Source organism: Marivita sp. (genome assembly GCF_051859345.1).
GTDB lineage: Bacteria > Pseudomonadota > Alphaproteobacteria > Rhodobacterales > Rhodobacteraceae > Marivita.
In genome coordinates this window covers 162,322-177,726 of record NZ_JBHYFV010000002.1, presented here as the reverse complement: position 1 = coordinate 177,726, position 15,405 = coordinate 162,322, and the positions used below count along the sequence as shown (strand labels likewise).

15 protein-coding genes are annotated in these 15,405 nt (G+C 59.9%); 3 read left to right on the top strand and 12 right to left on the bottom strand.

The window, feature by feature from the left end; genetic code table 11:
• Positions 1 to 8 precede the first annotated feature (8 nt).
• The 9 genes from ACTIEN_RS02460 to ACTIEN_RS02420 all read right to left on the bottom strand — a co-directional run bounded on the left by ACTIEN_RS02460 (position 9) and on the right by ACTIEN_RS02420 (position 9,948).
• On the bottom strand, positions 9 to 1,454 hold the full coding sequence (locus tag ACTIEN_RS02460; protein ID WP_439521516.1) for an aldehyde dehydrogenase family protein: 1,446 nt from the start codon (positions 1,452 to 1,454) through the stop codon (positions 9 to 11).
• Entirely contained in the window at positions 1,432 to 3,075 is a 1,644-nt protein-coding gene (locus ACTIEN_RS02455) for an ABC transporter ATP-binding protein (protein ID WP_439521515.1), read from the bottom strand. The genes ACTIEN_RS02460 and ACTIEN_RS02455 overlap by 23 nt, the downstream gene beginning before the upstream one ends.
• Positions 3,072 to 3,887: an ABC transporter permease gene (locus ACTIEN_RS02450; RefSeq protein WP_439521514.1), complete on the bottom strand. Its 816-nt coding sequence runs from the start codon at positions 3,885 to 3,887 to the stop codon at positions 3,072 to 3,074. The genes ACTIEN_RS02455 and ACTIEN_RS02450 overlap by 4 nt, the downstream gene beginning before the upstream one ends.
• On the bottom strand, positions 3,884 to 4,831 hold the full coding sequence (locus tag ACTIEN_RS02445) for an ABC transporter permease (protein WP_439521513.1): 948 nt from the start codon (positions 4,829 to 4,831) through the stop codon (positions 3,884 to 3,886). The genes ACTIEN_RS02450 and ACTIEN_RS02445 overlap by 4 nt, the downstream gene beginning before the upstream one ends.
• Before the next feature lie 95 nt (positions 4,832 to 4,926).
• Positions 4,927 to 5,217, bottom strand: coding sequence for a 4a-hydroxytetrahydrobiopterin dehydratase (locus tag ACTIEN_RS02440; RefSeq protein ID WP_439521512.1), 291 nt, complete (start codon positions 5,215 to 5,217; stop codon positions 4,927 to 4,929).
• On the bottom strand, positions 5,214 to 6,413 hold the full coding sequence (locus tag ACTIEN_RS02435) for a GNAT family N-acetyltransferase (protein WP_439521511.1): 1,200 nt from the start codon (positions 6,411 to 6,413) through the stop codon (positions 5,214 to 5,216). The genes ACTIEN_RS02440 and ACTIEN_RS02435 overlap by 4 nt, the downstream gene beginning before the upstream one ends.
• A 48-nt stretch (positions 6,414 to 6,461) precedes the next feature.
• A complete protein-coding gene (locus tag ACTIEN_RS02430) occupies positions 6,462 to 7,217 on the bottom strand; it encodes a glycerophosphodiester phosphodiesterase family protein (RefSeq protein WP_439521510.1) in 756 nt (251 codons plus the stop codon).
• Positions 7,214 to 7,675, bottom strand: coding sequence for a RidA family protein (locus ACTIEN_RS02425; RefSeq protein WP_439521509.1), 462 nt, complete (start codon positions 7,673 to 7,675; stop codon positions 7,214 to 7,216). Before ACTIEN_RS02425 ends, ACTIEN_RS02430 begins: the two co-directional genes overlap by 4 nt.
• A gap of 107 nt (positions 7,676 to 7,782) precedes the next feature.
• Positions 7,783 to 9,948, bottom strand: coding sequence for a transglycosylase domain-containing protein (locus ACTIEN_RS02420; RefSeq protein WP_439521508.1), 2,166 nt, complete (start codon positions 9,946 to 9,948; stop codon positions 7,783 to 7,785).
• A gap of 250 nt (positions 9,949 to 10,198) precedes the next feature.
• On the opposite strand from ACTIEN_RS02420, the gene ACTIEN_RS02415 reads away from it, so the two are divergent.
• Together ACTIEN_RS02415 and ACTIEN_RS02410 are read left to right on the top strand one after the other, a co-directional pair.
• On the top strand, positions 10,199 to 10,537 hold the full coding sequence (locus tag ACTIEN_RS02415; RefSeq protein WP_439521507.1) for a P-II family nitrogen regulator: 339 nt from the start codon (positions 10,199 to 10,201) through the stop codon (positions 10,535 to 10,537).
• 38 nt (positions 10,538 to 10,575) lie between these two features.
• Positions 10,576 to 11,892 carry an ammonium transporter gene (locus tag ACTIEN_RS02410; RefSeq protein ID WP_439521506.1) on the top strand — a complete coding sequence of 439 codons (1,317 nt, stop codon included), beginning with the start codon at positions 10,576 to 10,578 and terminating at the stop codon, positions 11,890 to 11,892.
• 76 nt (positions 11,893 to 11,968) lie between these two features.
• Here ACTIEN_RS02410 and mbfA read toward each other — a convergent pair whose 3' ends face one another.
• Entirely contained in the window at positions 11,969 to 12,943 is a 975-nt protein-coding gene (gene mbfA, locus ACTIEN_RS02405) for an iron exporter MbfA (RefSeq protein ID WP_439521505.1), read from the bottom strand.
• A 138-nt stretch (positions 12,944 to 13,081) separates the two neighbouring features.
• Here mbfA and ACTIEN_RS02400 point away from each other — a divergent pair, with 138 nt between their 5' ends.
• Complete coding sequence (locus ACTIEN_RS02400) at positions 13,082 to 13,723, top strand: TetR/AcrR family transcriptional regulator (RefSeq protein ID WP_439521504.1); 642 nt, start codon at positions 13,082 to 13,084, stop codon at positions 13,721 to 13,723.
• On the opposite strand, the gene ACTIEN_RS02395 is transcribed toward ACTIEN_RS02400, so the two are convergent.
• On the bottom strand, positions 13,687 to 14,502 hold the full coding sequence (locus ACTIEN_RS02395; protein ID WP_439521503.1) for a cobalamin B12-binding domain-containing protein: 816 nt from the start codon (positions 14,500 to 14,502) through the stop codon (positions 13,687 to 13,689). The genes ACTIEN_RS02400 and ACTIEN_RS02395 overlap by 37 nt on opposite strands.
• Before the next feature lie 126 nt (positions 14,503 to 14,628).
• Positions 14,629 to 15,339: an NYN domain-containing protein gene (locus tag ACTIEN_RS02390; RefSeq protein WP_439521502.1), complete on the bottom strand. Its 711-nt coding sequence runs from the start codon at positions 15,337 to 15,339 to the stop codon at positions 14,629 to 14,631.
• Between the last annotated feature and the right edge of the window lie 66 nt (positions 15,340 to 15,405).

Here is a 15,405-nt window from a genome sequence, read left to right as displayed (position 1 = left end):
TCTTCCTCCTATCCGTGTTTCGCCGCGACCGTTTTCAAAGTCGAGAAGCCATAAAGTGCCTCAAACCCCTTTTCACGGCCATGGCCGGATTGGCCCGTGCCGCCGAACGGCAATTCGACCCCGCCGCCCGCGCCGTAATTGTTCAGAAAAACCTGCCCACATTTCAGCGCTTTGGCCAGCCGCATCTGGCGTGCCCCATCGCGGGTCCAGACGCCAGCGACAAGGCCGTAGATTGTTCCATTGGCGATTCTAACGGCGTCTTCTTCGGTGTCGAAGGGGATGAGCACCTGCACCGGGCCGAAAAGCTCGTCTTGTGCCAGTGGGTGGTCTGGGGGCACGGGGCCGTAGAGGCGCGGCTGCACATAGGCGCCCTCTGGGGGCAGGTCACCCGGCATTGGTGTTGCGGCGATGCAGGGAAGGTCTTGGGCCGTCTGTAGCAGGCTTTCGAGCCGCGCCTTCTGTTTGACCGAGATCAGCGGGCCGATATCGGGATCGTTGCTGGCCGGACCGAGGGTCTTTGCGCGGTAGGCGTCGGCCATCCGTTGCGCGACAAGATCATACACGCCACGCTGGATCAGGATGCGCGAGGCCGCAGAGCAGGTTTGCCCGGCGTTCTGCAGACCCGCGTTGACCAGAAACGGCAGCGCGTCGTCCAGATCGGCATCGTCGAACACGATCTGGGGGGATTTGCCGCCGAGTTCGAGTGTTACCGGAGTGACGTTTTCTGCGGCAAGCGTCTGGATCGTACGGCCCGTTTGTACGGACCCGGTAAAGCTCAGGTGATGCACACCCGGATGGCGGGCAAGCGCGGCACCGGCTTCGCTCCCAAGGCCGGGCACCACGTTCAATGCGCCATCGGGAAACCCCGCCTCTTTGGCCAGATAGGCGAACATGAGCGCGGTCAGGCAGGCGTCTTCGGCGGGTTTCAGAACACAGGCGTTGCCCATGGCAAGGGCCGCGCCGACCGAGCGTCCGATGATCTGCATTGGATAGTTCCACGGCACGATGTGGCCCGTGACGCCATGTGGTTCGCGCAGGGTGTAGACGGTGTAGTCGTCGAGATAGGGGATGGTTTCACCATGTACCTTGTCGGCGGCCCCACCGTAGAATTCGCAGTAGCGGGCAAGGGCGATGGTATCGGCGCGGGCTTGGGTGACGGGTTTACCGACATCAAGCGTTTCCAGCGTCGTCAGAATGTCGGTGTGATCCAGAACAAGCTGGCCCAGCTGAGTCAGGCAGCGACCGCGTTCCAAGGCGGTCATCCTGCCCCAAGCGCCGTCCAGCGCGTCTTGGGCGGCGGTCACGGCTGTGTCCACATCCACTTGCGAACTGCGGGCGATGTGGCAAAGCGTTTCGCCGTTGGACGGGTTGATCAGTGGCTGGGTGTCACTGGCGCCCCTCCAGGTGCCGCCGATCAGGACGTGGCTGGGATCAAAGGGAAGTGTGGGCAGCATTTTGGACCTCTGCAATGTCGGGCAATCGGGGGGCCGCATTGATCAAGATGCGGGTGTAGGGATGGTTCGGAGAGTCGAAAATCGCCTTCGTCGGGCGATCTTCGACGATTTCCCCGGACTGCATCACCAAAACGCGGTCGGTGATGGACCGCACGACGCTCAGGTCGTGGCTGATGAACAGATAAGTCAGGCCGTATTCGCGGCTGAGGTCTGCCATCAGGTCGAGGATTTGCGCCCGCACGCGGACATCGAGGGCAGAAACCGCTTCGTCAAAGACAATCAGATCAGGCTTGATGATCAGCGCGCGGGCGATGGCGATGCGCTGGCGCTGTCCCCCGGAAAAGGCGTGGATGTGCTTGTCCGCATCCTCGGGCGACAGACCCACGGCGGTCAGGGCGTCTTCTATGGCGCGGTCCCTCTCTGCACCTTTGGGCGGGTCGGGCAACAGGTGGAACGGTTCAGTGATCAGGCGCGCCACGCGGTGGCGAGGATTGAAGCTGCCATAGGGGTCCTGAAACACGACCTGCATCTTACGCCGGACGGACAGGTTCGGATGTCCGTCCTGCCAGACGGGATCGCCGTCAAGCGTGATCTGGCCCGACTGTGTCGGCTCCAGCCCGAGGATCGCGCGGGTCAGGGTGGATTTTCCACAGCCGGATTCGCCCACAAGCCCCACGCGTTCGCCACGTCTGATGTCAAAACTGACCCGATTGACCGCGCGAAAATGGGCACGCGGACCAAAAAGCGTTTTGCGCGGAAGTGGATAATCACGGGTAACCTGATCGACAGACAACAGGGGCGCATCGGCCTTGGCTGCGCTCAGGTTGGCCTGATGGCGGGACGCTTCGAACAATTGTCGTGTGTAGGGATGGCGCATGTCGCGCAGCACTTGCGTCGTTGGGCCGGAGTCAACAATCTCGCCGTGACGCATGACGTTCAGCGAATGCGCCATGTCGCTGACCACCGCAAGGTCATGCGTGATCATCATGAGTGCCATGTTCTGTTCCTCCACGAGACCCCTTAGCAGATCGAGGATTTGCGCCTGCGTCGTCACATCAAGGGCGGTGGTCGGCTCATCCGCGATCAGCAGGCGGGGCCGCAGGGCGATGGCCATGGCGATCACCACACGCTGGCGCTGACCTCCGCTGAGTTCGTGCGGATATCGGGAGAGTGGGAAACGATCGGTGGGAAGGCCAACGCGGGTCAGCACGTCACGGGCGCGCTCTTCGGCCTGTACGGGCGTCATCGCATCGCCGCGCGAGGCGGGCCCTCTTTTCCTGTGGATCAGGATGGTTTCCATCACCTGCGCGCCAATGGTCTGAACCGGATTGAGCGCGGTCATCGGTTCCTGGAACACCATGCCGATTTCGCGTCCACGCAGGTCGCAAAGTTGGGGCTCGGTTTGGGTCAGCAGGTTTGCCCCGTTGAAATTGATTTCACCGCTGGTTTGGGCCCCTTTGGGCAAAAGACCCATCGTCGCAAATGCGGTCATGGATTTGCCGGACCCGCTTTCTCCGGTGAGGGCTGTGATCTCACCTTCGGCGATCCGCAGCGATATGCCTTGCAGGATCGGTTTCTCGTGGATCGACAGGGACAGGTCCCGGATATCAAGCAGGCTCATGTCCGCACCACCCGGAGCCGAGGATCAAGCGCATCTCGCAGCCCGTCGCCCAGCAGGTTCAGCCCCAGCACCATCGCCACGATGGTCAGGCCGGGGATCAGCGCCACATGCGGTGCCAGCGATACCATGGTCTGCGCATCGGCCAGCATACGCCCCCAGCTTGGGATCGGAGGCTGCGCGCCAAGGCCCACATAACTGAGCCCCGCTTCGGCAAGGATGCCAAGGCTGAACTGGATGGTGCCCTGCACAATCAGCAGGTTGGCGACATTGGGCAGGATGTGTTCAACGCTGATCCGGGTGCGGGTCTTGCCGGCCACCTGTGCCGCCATGATGAATTCGCGCTTCCAGAGGCTAAGCGCCGCGCCGCGCGTGATGCGGGCAAAGACCGGGATGTTGAAGATGCCGATGGCGATGATCGCATTGGTGGCGGATGGGCCGAAGACGGCGGTGATCAGAATGGCAATGACCAGCGACGGAAAGGCAAAGATCAGATCATTCGTGCGCATGATGACCTCGTCCAGAAGGCTGCCCCGTCTTGCAGCGGCGGCTAGGCCCAAAGGGACACCAAGGCCCATGCCGATGCCGACAGCCACCAGGGCGACCGCAATCGAAGTGCGCGCGCCGACCATGAGCATCGACAGGATATCGCGTCCGAAATGGTCGGTGCCCAGAAGGTTCGCCGCACTGGGCGGTTTGAGGCGGTTGGCAATGTCGATGGCTTCAACGCTTGCCGGTGTCCAGACGAAAGAAAGCAGCGTTGCGACGACAAAAATCGCAGTGAGCATACCACCGAGGATCAGGTTGCGGCTCATGTCCGGGTTCTCAGCCGGGGATCGACGGCGGCATAGGCCAGATCGACAAGGAAGTTCACCATGATGACCGCAAAGACCAGCAGCATCACCACGGATTCCACCACGATCAGGTCACGCTGGGTGATCGCCTGAAAGATCAAACGCCCAAGGCCGGGCAGGAAGAACACCTGTTCGATGATGATCGCACCCGCAAGCAAAAAGGCGAATTGCAGGCCGATGATCGTCAGCACTGGAATCAGCGCATTGCGCAGCCCGTGCCGCCACAATGCCTGTCGGCTGGACAGTCCTTTCGCGCGGGCAGTGCGCATGAAATCTTCGCCAAGGATGTCAAGCAATGACGACCGCATCACGCGGGTCAGGATCGCCGCTTGTGGCAGGGCAAGTGCAATGGCAGGCAGGGTCAGTGACTTTAGGCCAAGCCAGACCCCGGTGTCCCATCCGGGAAATCCGCCGGCGCTGAACCAGCGCAGGTTGATCGCAAAGATCAGCACCAGCATCATGGCAAACCAGAAATTCGGAATCGCAACACCCAGCTGGGTTGCGCCCATGACGCCCAGATCTCCGGGACCACCACGGCGCGCGGCGGCAAAGATACCGGCAGGAAAGGCGATCAGCGTGGACAGCGTCAGGGCATAGAGCGCCAGCGGCAGGGACACCCACATCCGATCCGCGATCATCTGCGCCACGGGCGTGCGGTAGGTATAGGACATCCCGAAGTCGCCGCTCAGCATCCCGCCGACCCAGCTGAGATATCGGTCCAGTTTCGACTGATCTAGGCCCAGTTCGGAGCGTAGGGCGTCAATCGTGTCAGGCTGCGCGTTGATGCCAAGCATAAAGCTGGCCGGGTCGCCGGGAGCGATTTCCACAACGGCAAAAATGACCATCGAGGCCACAACAAGGCTTATGGCCAGCGACACCAGTCGTTTGAGAATATACCCCAGCATTGTGGGCAGGTTAGGCGAACGCTAAGGGCGAGGGAACGCAAAAAGTACCGCTCAAATCGGGGCAGACGGGATTGCCCAACCTGATGGATGCTTTGTCACAGTGAATCGAGTTTTCGCGCCAGTTTTGCGTCCAGCGAAGACAGCCCATCCACGTCATGGGTGGTCAACGTCACATCGACTTTGTTGTAGACGTTTTTCCATTCGGGGTGATGATCCCATTTTTCCGCCCACAACGCGGCGCGTGTCATCCAGCTGAAGGCTTCTGTGAAGTCCTTGAACGTAAAGGTCTTGTTGATCGCATCTCGATTTTCATCCAGCGCCCACCCTGCGTCAAGCAGCGGTTCGAGAACTGTTTTGCGTGCGGTGTCGGAAAGTTTCTCGGTCATTCATGGTCCTCGATTTGGCTTTTTCGGAACGGACCGTATCCGGTCAGAACCTCGATGTCTTCATCAACGGCCTTCGCTTCGGCCTCAAGAAAATGCGCCACAGCGTCCGAGAAGCCGGAATCGGCGATCCAATGCAGGGAATGTGTGTAAACCGGCAAATATCCGCGTGACAGTTTGTGTTCGCCCTGCGCGCCCGCCTCGACACGGGACTGACCATGCGCAATGGCATAGTCCATCGCCTGATAGTAACACAATTCGAAGTGAAGACACGGGTGATCTTCTTTGCAGCCCCAGTAGCGTCCGTAAAGCGTATCGCGCCCAATCACGTTCAGCGCACCCGCGATCCATTCACCGTCGCGTTCGGCCATGATCAACAGAATGTCATCACGCAGGCGCGCGTGGGCAAGGTCAAAGAACTTGCGGGACAGATAGGGTGTCCCCCACTTGCGCGCGCCGGTGTCCTGATAGAACTGCCAGAACGCGTCCCAGTGTTCCGGCTGAATCTGATCTCCGGTGAACTGATGGATGGTTCCGCCAAAGCCCTGCGCGCGGTCACGTTCCTTGCGGATGGTCTTGCGTTTGCGTGAACTCAGATCCCCCAGAAAGGCGTCAAAATCCGAATAGCCCCGGTTTTCCCAATGGTATTGCTGTGTGCGGCGGCGCAAAAGGCCAATCTGCTCACCTGCAATCGCTTCGGCTTCGGTGCAGAAGGTGATGTGCAAGGACGACAGATTATTGTCAGCCGTCACCTGGATCGCCCCCTGGACCAGTGCGCTGATCCCTTCGGCCTCAAACCCCGGTCGCGTCAGGAAACGCCGTCCCGTGGCAGGGGTGAACGGCACAGCGATCTGAAGCTTCGGATAATACCGTCCACCGGCGCGTTCCCAGGCATGCGCCCAATTGTGGTCAAAGATATATTCACCCTGACTGTGGCTTTTGGCATAAAGCGGCGCACAGGCGATGATCTGGCCATCCATCTCGGCGGTCATGTATCGCGGATCCCACCCTGTACCGGTGCCGACAGAGCGGCTGTCCTCGAAGGCGCTCAACCAGCGATGCGTGGTGAACGGATCAAAGGCGCGTCCACCATCCGCCACTTCGGGGCAGGCACAGGAATCCCAATCCTCTGGTGCGATCTGCGCCAGAGAGCTGTGCATAGTGATGCCAATGGTGGGCGCGTGAGCTGGGTCGGACATGTCCGTTCCTTGGTTACGCCTTGGTACTTGGTCCTGATCAGGCGTGGTTCAAGCCGGGTAGCCTTCAAAGGTGATGTTGTCGGCAAGCTTGCGCGCCAGATGCTCCTGCTCGGCGCTGCGGATAGTCCAGCACAGAACGGGCACACCTTGCGCCTTGAGCTGTTCGACCCGCGGTGCATCGAGATTGGTGTGGTCATGGCTGATGAACCCCGCACCGACACGTTCGAAATCCGGGATACCAGCCAGACGCGCGCGGTTTTCGACAGGCACATGCGATTCGTCGATCTTGCGAAAGGCGGATGTCACCAGCCCGCGCGGCATCTCGGGACAGATCTCGTTCAGATGTGCAACCATGTGCGGATTGAAGGACATGAGCGCGACTGGGCCATCATACCCTTTGAGAGCCGCAACTGTCGCTGCTTCGAGGGCGCCATCAGAGCCAAGCATCTGGCCCTGTTGGTCCTTCAGTTCGATCAGCAGGGGCACCTTGCCGTTCACCTGGCGCAGAACATCCCGCAATGTCGGAATCGTTTCGATGCCACCCTTGAGTGTGATGCCCTGCAAGTCGATGGCATCCCGCTCGCGCACCCTGCCTGTCTCTGCGGTCAGTCGGTCAAGCAGATCGTCGTGGAAGACCATCGGCATACCATCGCGCGACAGTTGCAGGTCCAGTTCGATTCCATATCCGGCGTCGGTCGCTGCGGCAAAGGCCGACGGGCTGTTTTCAATCCGCCCCTTTGCCTTGTCGTGATAGCCGCGATGCGCGATGGGCCGCGTCAGAAAGGCGGATGGCAGCGGTGTCATACGATCTCGAAGATGCCTTCGATCTCGACCGCAACACCGAACGGCAGGGATGCCGCCGACACCGCCGAGCGCGCATGGCGACCGTTTTCACCAAGCACTTCGACCATGAGGTCAGACGCGCCATTCACCACTTTCGGCTGGTCCCCGAAATCGGCGGTCGAATTTACGAAACCCACCAGTTTGAGAACGCGCACACGGCTCAGATCGCCATCCGCTGCCTTGCGCGCTTGCGACAGCAACGCCAAAGCGCAGTACTTGGCCGCAGCAGCACCTGCGTCCGCATCAAGATCGGCCCCCAATTTCCCTTTGACCAGACCATCCGGCCCGGTCGGAAGCTGTCCGGACACATAAACCTGGTTCCCGGTCTTCACGAATGGCACATAGTTTGCGGCGGGGGCCGGGGCGTCGGGCAATGTCAGTCCAAGCTCTGCAAGGCGTGCTTCGATGGCGTTGGTCATGGTGTTCTTCCCTTGTAATGTTGGCCTTGTAATGTTGGCGGGACGCTATTGCGCGCCGCGCCAAATGGGAAGAGGGCTGGGCGCAGATTTCGCCGGCTCGGGTCCGATCAGTTGCCACCCAGAATATCGCGCAACAACTGGTTCAACGCATTCTCAAGTGCATTGCCACCACCGCGTTGGGGGGCTTGTTGCTGTGGCTCGCGCTGCGGCTGTGCCACCTGGCGGGGCGGTTCGGGGGCGATCATCGGCAGGGGTTTGACCGGAAGACCCTCATGCACCCGCATCATGACTTCGTGCCAGATTTCTGCGGGCAGGCCACTTCCTGTCACACCGGTCAGGGGGGTGTTGTCGTCATACCCCATCCAGACACCGGCGACGTAATCGGCGGTAAAGCCGATAAACCACGCGTCCCGCGCGGCCTGCGTTGTGCCGGTTTTGCCCGCAACCTGCCGTTCACCCAGCTTGGCGCGCCCCCCGGTTCCGGTCGAGACCACCTTCTCCATCATCCAGATCAACTGACGGGCGGCTTGTTCATTGATCACCCGCTCGCCAATACCGCCGCCGCTGCCCATCATCGGCGCGTCTTCCCCGACAAGGCGCAGCTCCTTTAACCCATAGGGTGTGACAGAGGATCCGCCGTTCAAAATGCCCGCATACGCGCCGGTCATTTCCAGAACCGACGCCTCTGATGCTCCGAGAGCCAAGGCAGGTGTGTCGGTCAACGCGCTGTCGATGCCGAAATCCTCGGACACTTTTCGCACCAGATCGCGGCCCACGGATTCCGAGATCTTGACCGCAGGGATGTTCAGGCTTTTGGCCAGGGCGTCCACCAGCGTGACAGACCCGCTGTAATTGCGGGAATAGTTCTCGGGGCACCATTGGCCGGAACCGGGGATGTTCATGCAGAAGGGTTCATCCTGCACGGTGTCATACGGGCTGTAACCCAGCTCAAGTGCAGTTGCGTAGACAAAGGGTTTGAACGCCGATCCGGTCTGCCGCTTGGCCTGTGTCGCGCGGTTGAAGACGCCGGACACGTTGGTCTGTCTGCCGCCGACCATGCCGCGCACCGCGCCATCTGCGGACATCACTACAATCGCGGCTTGCGCCTTGGATCCTTCCCGCACCTTGGTGGTGAACACCTCTTTGATGGCCGCTTCGACGGCCTTCTGAATGCGCTGATCCAGAGTGGTCGAGATAATCACATCTTCGGTTGTGTCGCGGGTAAAGAAATCGGGGCCGGATTGCATGACCCAATCCGCGAAATAACCGCCGGTCTGGGTTTTGGCCTTGTCCGAAAGCTCTGCCGGATTGGACTGCGCTGCGCGGGTTTGCTCATCCGTCAGGTATCCCTGTTCGTTCATCAGGCGCAGCACAGTCGCCGCGCGGGCCTGGGATCGCTCAAGGTTCGACGTGGGCGCAAGGCTGGATGGAGCGGTCAGCAATCCGGCGATCATCGCGCCTTCCTGCGGTGTCAGGGCCGAGGCTGGTTTGGAGAAATAGCGTTCGGCAGCTGCGGCAGCACCATACGCCCCGCCGCCCATATAGGCGCGGTTCAGATAGATCGAAAGGATCTCGTCCTTGCTGTACTTGACCTCCATCGCCAGCGCATAGATCGCTTCCTTGCCTTTGCGAAACAGCGACCCCTGCCGACAGTCGGCCACATATTCGGCCTCGTTCTTCCAGTCTTCAGGATCGTATTCGACGCCAAGGCACAAAAGTTTCGCGGTCTGCTGCGTGATCGTCGATCCACCATGACCGGACAAAGGGCCGCGCCCTTCAGAAAGGTTGATGCGCACAGCGGATGCAACGCCACGCGGTGAGATCCCGAAATGGCTGTAGAACCTGCGGTCTTCGGTTGCGACAACCGCGTTCTTGAGATGGGGCGACACGGTGTCCGCTGTCACCACGCCGCCAAACTGATCGCCACGCCAGGCGAACGCGACGCCGTCACGATCCAAAAGTTGCACAGACCCGCGCGCGCGTCCGTCCAGAGCCTTTGAAGCCTCGGGCAGCGTTGTGTATTCATAGCCGACAAAACCGGCGATGATCAGGGCGGCAACAATTCCCGCGCGCAGGAACAGCCGGAAGAAAAACCGAAACACCCAGCTGATGATGCGGCCGAAGAAGCCGACGATCCCGCCACGCCTGGCCTTTGGCCTGGCCGTCTTGCGCTTGGCAGGTGCCGCCTTGCGGGGCTTGCCTGTCTTGGTTGGTTTTTTCGGGTATCGCCGGTCTGCGACCAGACGGTTCTTACCGCGTCGTGAATCAGTCATGCCGACCGCCTGTGATGCTGCTCTTTTTTTGTATTTTAGAGGTTTTCACTGTCGATGTGGACCGTCCTCTAACAGGTTACTTGGTTTTTTAATTGCATAAAAAGTAATCAAAAGCTGCAAATTGTGCAAAATTTGTGCAACTTGCCAATTCGCTGCCGCTTACACAGGGCGTCTCACCTTTCCTTCCCGACGGCTGTGCCTCTTTTCTGCGCTTGCAAACACAGTCGACCTGCAAGGGAAAGGGACCAAGGTGAAGTTCATCATAGCGACAATCAAGCCGTTCAAGCTTGAAGAGGTCCGCGAGGCGCTCACAGACATTGGCGTCCGCGGCATGATGGTAACCGAGATCAAAGGGTTCGGCTCTCAGTCGGGCCATACCGAAATCTATCGCGGTGCAGAATACGCGGTAAACTTCGTGCCAAAGATCAAACTCGAAATCGTCGTCGCCGCAGACATGGCCGACCAGGTGATCGAAGCCATCACAAAAACAGCCCGGACCGGCAAGATCGGTGACGGCAAGATCTTCGTACTCGATGCGCAGCAGGCGATCCGCGTGCGTACAGGCGAAACCAACGGGGACGCGCTTTGAACCAGCGCTGTGACAGAGAGATTAGGGGAAACACCAAGATGAAACTATTCAAGACACTCCTGCCCGCTGCCGCGCTGATCGCGTTGCCGGTGATGGGCATGGCCCAAGAGGCCGAGGCCGCCGCGCCGACAATGGACGAGGTCGGCCCGTATATCTTTACGACGCTGCTGTTCCTGATGGCGGGGTTCCTCGTGTTCTTCATGGCCGCCGGATTTGCCATGCTCGAAGCGGGCCTTGTGCGGTCCAAGAACGTGGCGATGCAGCTGACCAAGAACATCGCGCTCTTCTCGATCGCGGCCATCATGTACTGGCTGATTGGCTTCAACACGATGTATCCGGGCGACTTCAATGGCTTCTTCGCCATCGGTGGCCAGACAGTGCTCGACGCGGTGGGCGTGTCGGCAGCAGATGCCGCGCTTGATTATGCGTCGGTGGGTTCTGACTTCTTCTTCCAGCTGGTGTTCGTTGCCGCAACCGCGTCCATCGTGTCAGGTGCCGTGGCTGAACGGATCAAGCTGTGGCCCTTCCTTGCCTTCGTGGTGGTCCTGACCGGCCTCATGTACCCGATCTCGGGTTCCTGGCAGTGGGGTGGCGGCTGGCTGTCCGAAATGGGCTTCTCCGATTTTGCTGGGTCCACTGTTGTTCACTCTGTCGGTGGCTGGGCTGCTCTGGCTGGTGTGATTGTGCTTGGTCCGCGCATCGGCAAATACAAGGATGGCCGGGTAAACCCGATCCCGGGCTCCAACCTCGCTCTTGCAACCCTCGGCACATTCATCCTGTGGCTGGGTTGGTTCGGCTTCAACGGTGGCTCGCAGCTTGCGATGGGCACCGTGGGTGACGTGTCCGACGTGTCGCGCATCTTTGCCAACACCAACATGGCGGCGGCTGCTGGTTCTGTGACAGCTCTGATCCTGACCCAGATTCTCTACAAGAAGGTCGACCTGACCATGGTGCTCAACGGCGCTTTGGCCGGCCTCGTGTCGATCACGGCTGAACCGCTTGCGCCGACGCTCTTCGGTGCGCTCTGGATCGGTGCCGTGGGTGGTGTGATCGTGGTCTTCGCAATTCCGTTCCTTGACAAGCTCAAGATCGACGACGTTGTCGGTGCGATCCCGGTCCACCTTTTCGCAGGCATCTGGGGCACCATCGCCGTGATCTTCTACGGTGACGCAAGCCTGATGACACAGCTGACAGGTATTGTGGCTTACGGTGTGTTCACCTTCGTCGGCTCGCTGATCCTCTGGTTCATCCTGAAAGCAACCATGGGTATCCGTGTCAGCGAAGAAGAAGAGATCAACGGTCTCGACATGGCGGAACTGGGCATGGAGGCCTATCCGGAATTCTCCAAAGGCTGATCTCCTCCTTCCTGTCAGTCTTATGTGACCAACTGCCCGGGCGTTCGCGCCCGGGTTTTTTGTTGGGCAAAGGACTCTAGCCGCTGCCGATCAGAACACCGGCGGCAAAGACAAGTGCCCCACCAAGAACCACCTGGAACGCAGCGCGGAAAAACGGCGTGTCCATGTACCTGTTCTGAATCCACGCAATCGCCCAAAGCTCGATGAACACCACGACGAAGGCGGTGATCGTTGCGGTCCAGAAATCGGGGATCAGGTAGGGCAGGGCGTGGCCCAACCCGCCGATTGTGGTCATGATGCCCGACGCGAAGCCGCGCTTGATCGGAGAGCCCCGGCCCGACAATTGCCCGTCGTCCGAGGCGGCTTCGGTGAACCCCATCGAGATCCCCGCCCCGACCGACGCGGCCAGACCGACAAGGAAGGTCGTCCAGGTGTCCTGCGTGGCAAAGGCGGTGGCAAAGATCGGCGCCAGCGTCGATACCGACCCATCCATCAGCCCGGCCAGACCCGGCTGGACCCAGGTGAGCAGGAATTTCCGGTGGGCGTGTTCCTCCTCGCTGCTGCGTGTGTCGTCGGTCAGGTGTTCCTGCTCAAGCGCCTCTGCGGTCTCTTGGTGACCCGCCTCTGCCGCAGCCAGATCGCCCAAAAGCTTGCGGGTGGCTGCATCGGTGGTGCGCTTGGACGCGGCGAGGTAGAATTGTTCCGCGTCCCGCTCCATCGCCTCGGCTTCGGCACGAATACGCTCGATCCCTAGGTTCTCGATCAGCCAGACAGGTCTGCGGGCGTAATACCCCGCGACATGTTCACGTCGGATCAGAGGGATGACGTCGCCAAACCGTTCACGGTGCAAATCCACCAGACGCTGGCGGTGCGTGTCCTCTTCCGCCGCCATACCATCAAAGATCGCCGCCGTGGCTGGAAACTCCGCCCGCAGACGTTCGGCATAGTTGCGATAGATCTGCGCGTCGTCCTCTTCCGAGGAAATGGCCAGTGCAACGATCTCCTGTTCGGACAAATCGGAAAAGCGCCGCCTGTTCAAAGAAAAACGCATGTTCAAACCCCTCTGCTCATTGGGAAAAAGATTGCCCTTGCGACACCCAAATACGTTTCAGGCGCGGGCGCAAGATATCCCCACTTGCTAGACTAAACTGATCTGTTTAGATTTTGAACGCGACATATGAGGTGGGTAATGGCAACCGGGCAGGCGCAAATTCGCAAGGGCCGCAAGTTCGATCAAGTGGTCGAAGGGGCACGCGAAGTGTTTCTGCGCGACGGCTTCGAAGGTGCCAGCGTCGATGACATTGCCCGTGCTGCCGGAGTCTCCAAGGCAACGCTCTACAGCTACTTTCCCGACAAACGCCTTCTTTTCATGGAGGTCGCCACACGCCAGTGCAAGGCGCAGGCGCACACCTCCATCAGAAGTATCGACAGTTCCCGACCACCCAAGGAAGTTCTGTCGCGGATTGCGGATCAGTTTCTGGGCTTCATCTATTCTGACATGGGGCAACGTATCTTTCGGATCTGCGTCGCCGAAGCGGATCGGTTCCCGCAACTGGGGCGGGAATTCTATCACTCCGGACCGATGATCATGCGCACCGCGCTGGTCAATTACCTGCGGCAGGCCGTTGGACGTGGTGAACTCAGGATCGACGATTTCAATTTGGCTGCGGACCAGTTCGCAGAGCTGTGCAAAGCCGATCTTTGGCCGAAACTGCTGTTCGGAATCATTCATTCGGTGTCAGAACACGACAAGCGGCGTGTGATTGATGGTGCGGTGGCGACGTTTCTGTGCCGCTACGGTTTGGACGACCCGGTGCTCAGAACGGCCTGATAGAGCGACTCCAGAGTTTCCATGCAATGGTCCATCGACGCCGCGGCCGCATCTGCGCCGGTGCGGATGGCGATGTCCTTTTCGATCTGAACGATATTGCCACTGATGAAGATCAGCGATCGCGGCGCAGCAATGCGCAGCTCTACGATGGTGCGCGTCAGGGCCCGCACCCTGTCTGCACCCGATGCCGACAGTCCTATGATCGGATACCCGCCATCATGCGCAATCTGGCACAGTTCGGTTTCACTATGGCCGACCCGCAGATCAATTTCCCAGCCCTTCTCGCGCAGGATGTCAGCCGCCATGGTAATGCCAAGGACATGCTGTTCGCCGGGCACCGCCGCAAAAAGCGCTTCGCGTCGCCCACGAATGGGCACAGCCGGGGTCATCCGCCTCAGATCGCGCAGCATGTGCAGCATCCGACCTGCGGCAATCGACATATCGCTGAAATGGATGATGTCCTCTTCCCACCATTCACCCAACTGGCGTGCCGCAGCTGCGATATAGGCAATGCACAAATGCTGGTGGTTCGCACCACGCTCATGCGCGCGCATCAGAATCCGTCTCGCCTCTTCACCGCTGGCTTCGGTCAGGGCAAGGCAAAACCCACTAAGGTCGATGTCCTCAACCTCGAGCGGTGTGCTGCGCGATATATGAGACAAACGGGTAATCACTTCCTGCGCAAGCACAAGAAGCGAAGCATCCGAAAGCCGTCTGTCTTGCCCGTGCGCGCAGTCGTCGATGGCACGCACGATGTTCGGTGTGTCGATCGTAAACATATGTCGGTCTCCGTCGCGCAAAGCGCAGAAACCCCTCATCCCCGACAGAAACATGGCATGGGCCACAACAGGCTGCAATGATCATTTTTGGTGGACAGAGGCGCGTCCGGCAGAGTTTCGCCAGACTCAGTCGCGACGACGCACCATCAACTGATTGTTGGATCCGCGTTTGACTTCGAGCACTTTCATGTCTGCCACCAGATCGCTCAATTTGCGTTTGCCATAGGTGCGGGTGTCGAAATCCGGGTTGGCGGACACGATGTGCTGGCCCAATTGGCCCAGACGATACCATTCTTCATCCTGATCAATCGCGTCCATCGTCTTGAGGATCAGATTGCGCGCCTCGGTAAGGTTTCGTGCTTTGGCGGGCTTTACCTCGGGACTGTCGCTGTCGCTCCCGCTTTCGAGATTTTCAAGGAAAATGAACCTCTTGCAGGCACGACGAAACGCTTCCGGCGTCTTCTGCATGCCCATGCCATACACCTCCAGCCCCTGTTCGCGCAACCGCTGCGCGAGCCGGGTGAAATCGCTGTCGGAACTGACCAGAACAAAGCCGTTGAACCGCCCGGTATGCATGAGGTCCATCGCATCAATGACCAGTGCGATATCGCTGGCATTCTTGCCCACCGTGTTCGCCGGCTGGTGATGCGGCACAAGGCCGAATTCGGCCTGCACCTTGGACCAACCCGACATCTGCTGGCTGGAAAAGTCGCCATAGCACCGCCGCACGCTGGCTTCGCCGAAGGACGCGATTTCTTCGAACAGGGCCCGCGCGTATTTGGGCGACGTGTTGTCAGCGTCGATCAGGACGGCAAGCAGGGGCGGGTTTTCGGACATGACTTGGCACCTTTTATGTTTGGGGTCCGGCTGGACATGTGCGGTTGCAGGGGCGGCGTTCTCCCA

What these genes read in the sequence shown, in the direction of transcription:
- ACTIEN_RS02435 (WP_439521511.1), bottom strand. Translation starts at nt 6,413, where the DNA reads ATGTCCGACCCAGCTCACGCGCCCACCATTGGCATCACTATGCACAGC.
- ACTIEN_RS02455 (WP_439521515.1), bottom strand. Translation starts at nt 3,075, where the DNA reads ATGAGCCTGCTTGATATCCGGGACCTGTCCCTGTCGATCCACGAGAAA.
- ACTIEN_RS02390 (WP_439521502.1), bottom strand. Translation starts at nt 15,339, where the DNA reads ATGTCCGAAAACCCGCCCCTGCTTGCCGTCCTGATCGACGCTGACAAC.
- ACTIEN_RS02460 (WP_439521516.1), bottom strand. Translation starts at nt 1,454, where the DNA reads ATGCTGCCCACACTTCCCTTTGATCCCAGCCACGTCCTGATCGGCGGC.
- ACTIEN_RS02445 (WP_439521513.1), bottom strand. Translation starts at nt 4,831, where the DNA reads ATGCTGGGGTATATTCTCAAACGACTGGTGTCGCTGGCCATAAGCCTT.
- ACTIEN_RS02450 (WP_439521514.1), bottom strand. Translation starts at nt 3,887, where the DNA reads ATGAGCCGCAACCTGATCCTCGGTGGTATGCTCACTGCGATTTTTGTC.
- ACTIEN_RS02400 (WP_439521504.1), top strand. Translation starts at nt 13,082, where the DNA reads ATGGCAACCGGGCAGGCGCAAATTCGCAAGGGCCGCAAGTTCGATCAA.
- ACTIEN_RS02420 (WP_439521508.1), bottom strand. Translation starts at nt 9,948, where the DNA reads ATGACTGATTCACGACGCGGTAAGAACCGTCTGGTCGCAGACCGGCGA.
- mbfA (WP_439521505.1), bottom strand. Translation starts at nt 12,943, where the DNA reads ATGCGTTTTTCTTTGAACAGGCGGCGCTTTTCCGATTTGTCCGAACAG.
- ACTIEN_RS02430 (WP_439521510.1), bottom strand. Translation starts at nt 7,217, where the DNA reads ATGACACCGCTGCCATCCGCCTTTCTGACGCGGCCCATCGCGCATCGC.
- ACTIEN_RS02410 (WP_439521506.1), top strand. Translation starts at nt 10,576, where the DNA reads ATGAAACTATTCAAGACACTCCTGCCCGCTGCCGCGCTGATCGCGTTG.
- ACTIEN_RS02395 (WP_439521503.1), bottom strand. Translation starts at nt 14,502, where the DNA reads ATGTTTACGATCGACACACCGAACATCGTGCGTGCCATCGACGACTGC.
- ACTIEN_RS02440 (WP_439521512.1), bottom strand. Translation starts at nt 5,217, where the DNA reads ATGACCGAGAAACTTTCCGACACCGCACGCAAAACAGTTCTCGAACCG.
- ACTIEN_RS02425 (WP_439521509.1), bottom strand. Translation starts at nt 7,675, where the DNA reads ATGACCAACGCCATCGAAGCACGCCTTGCAGAGCTTGGACTGACATTG.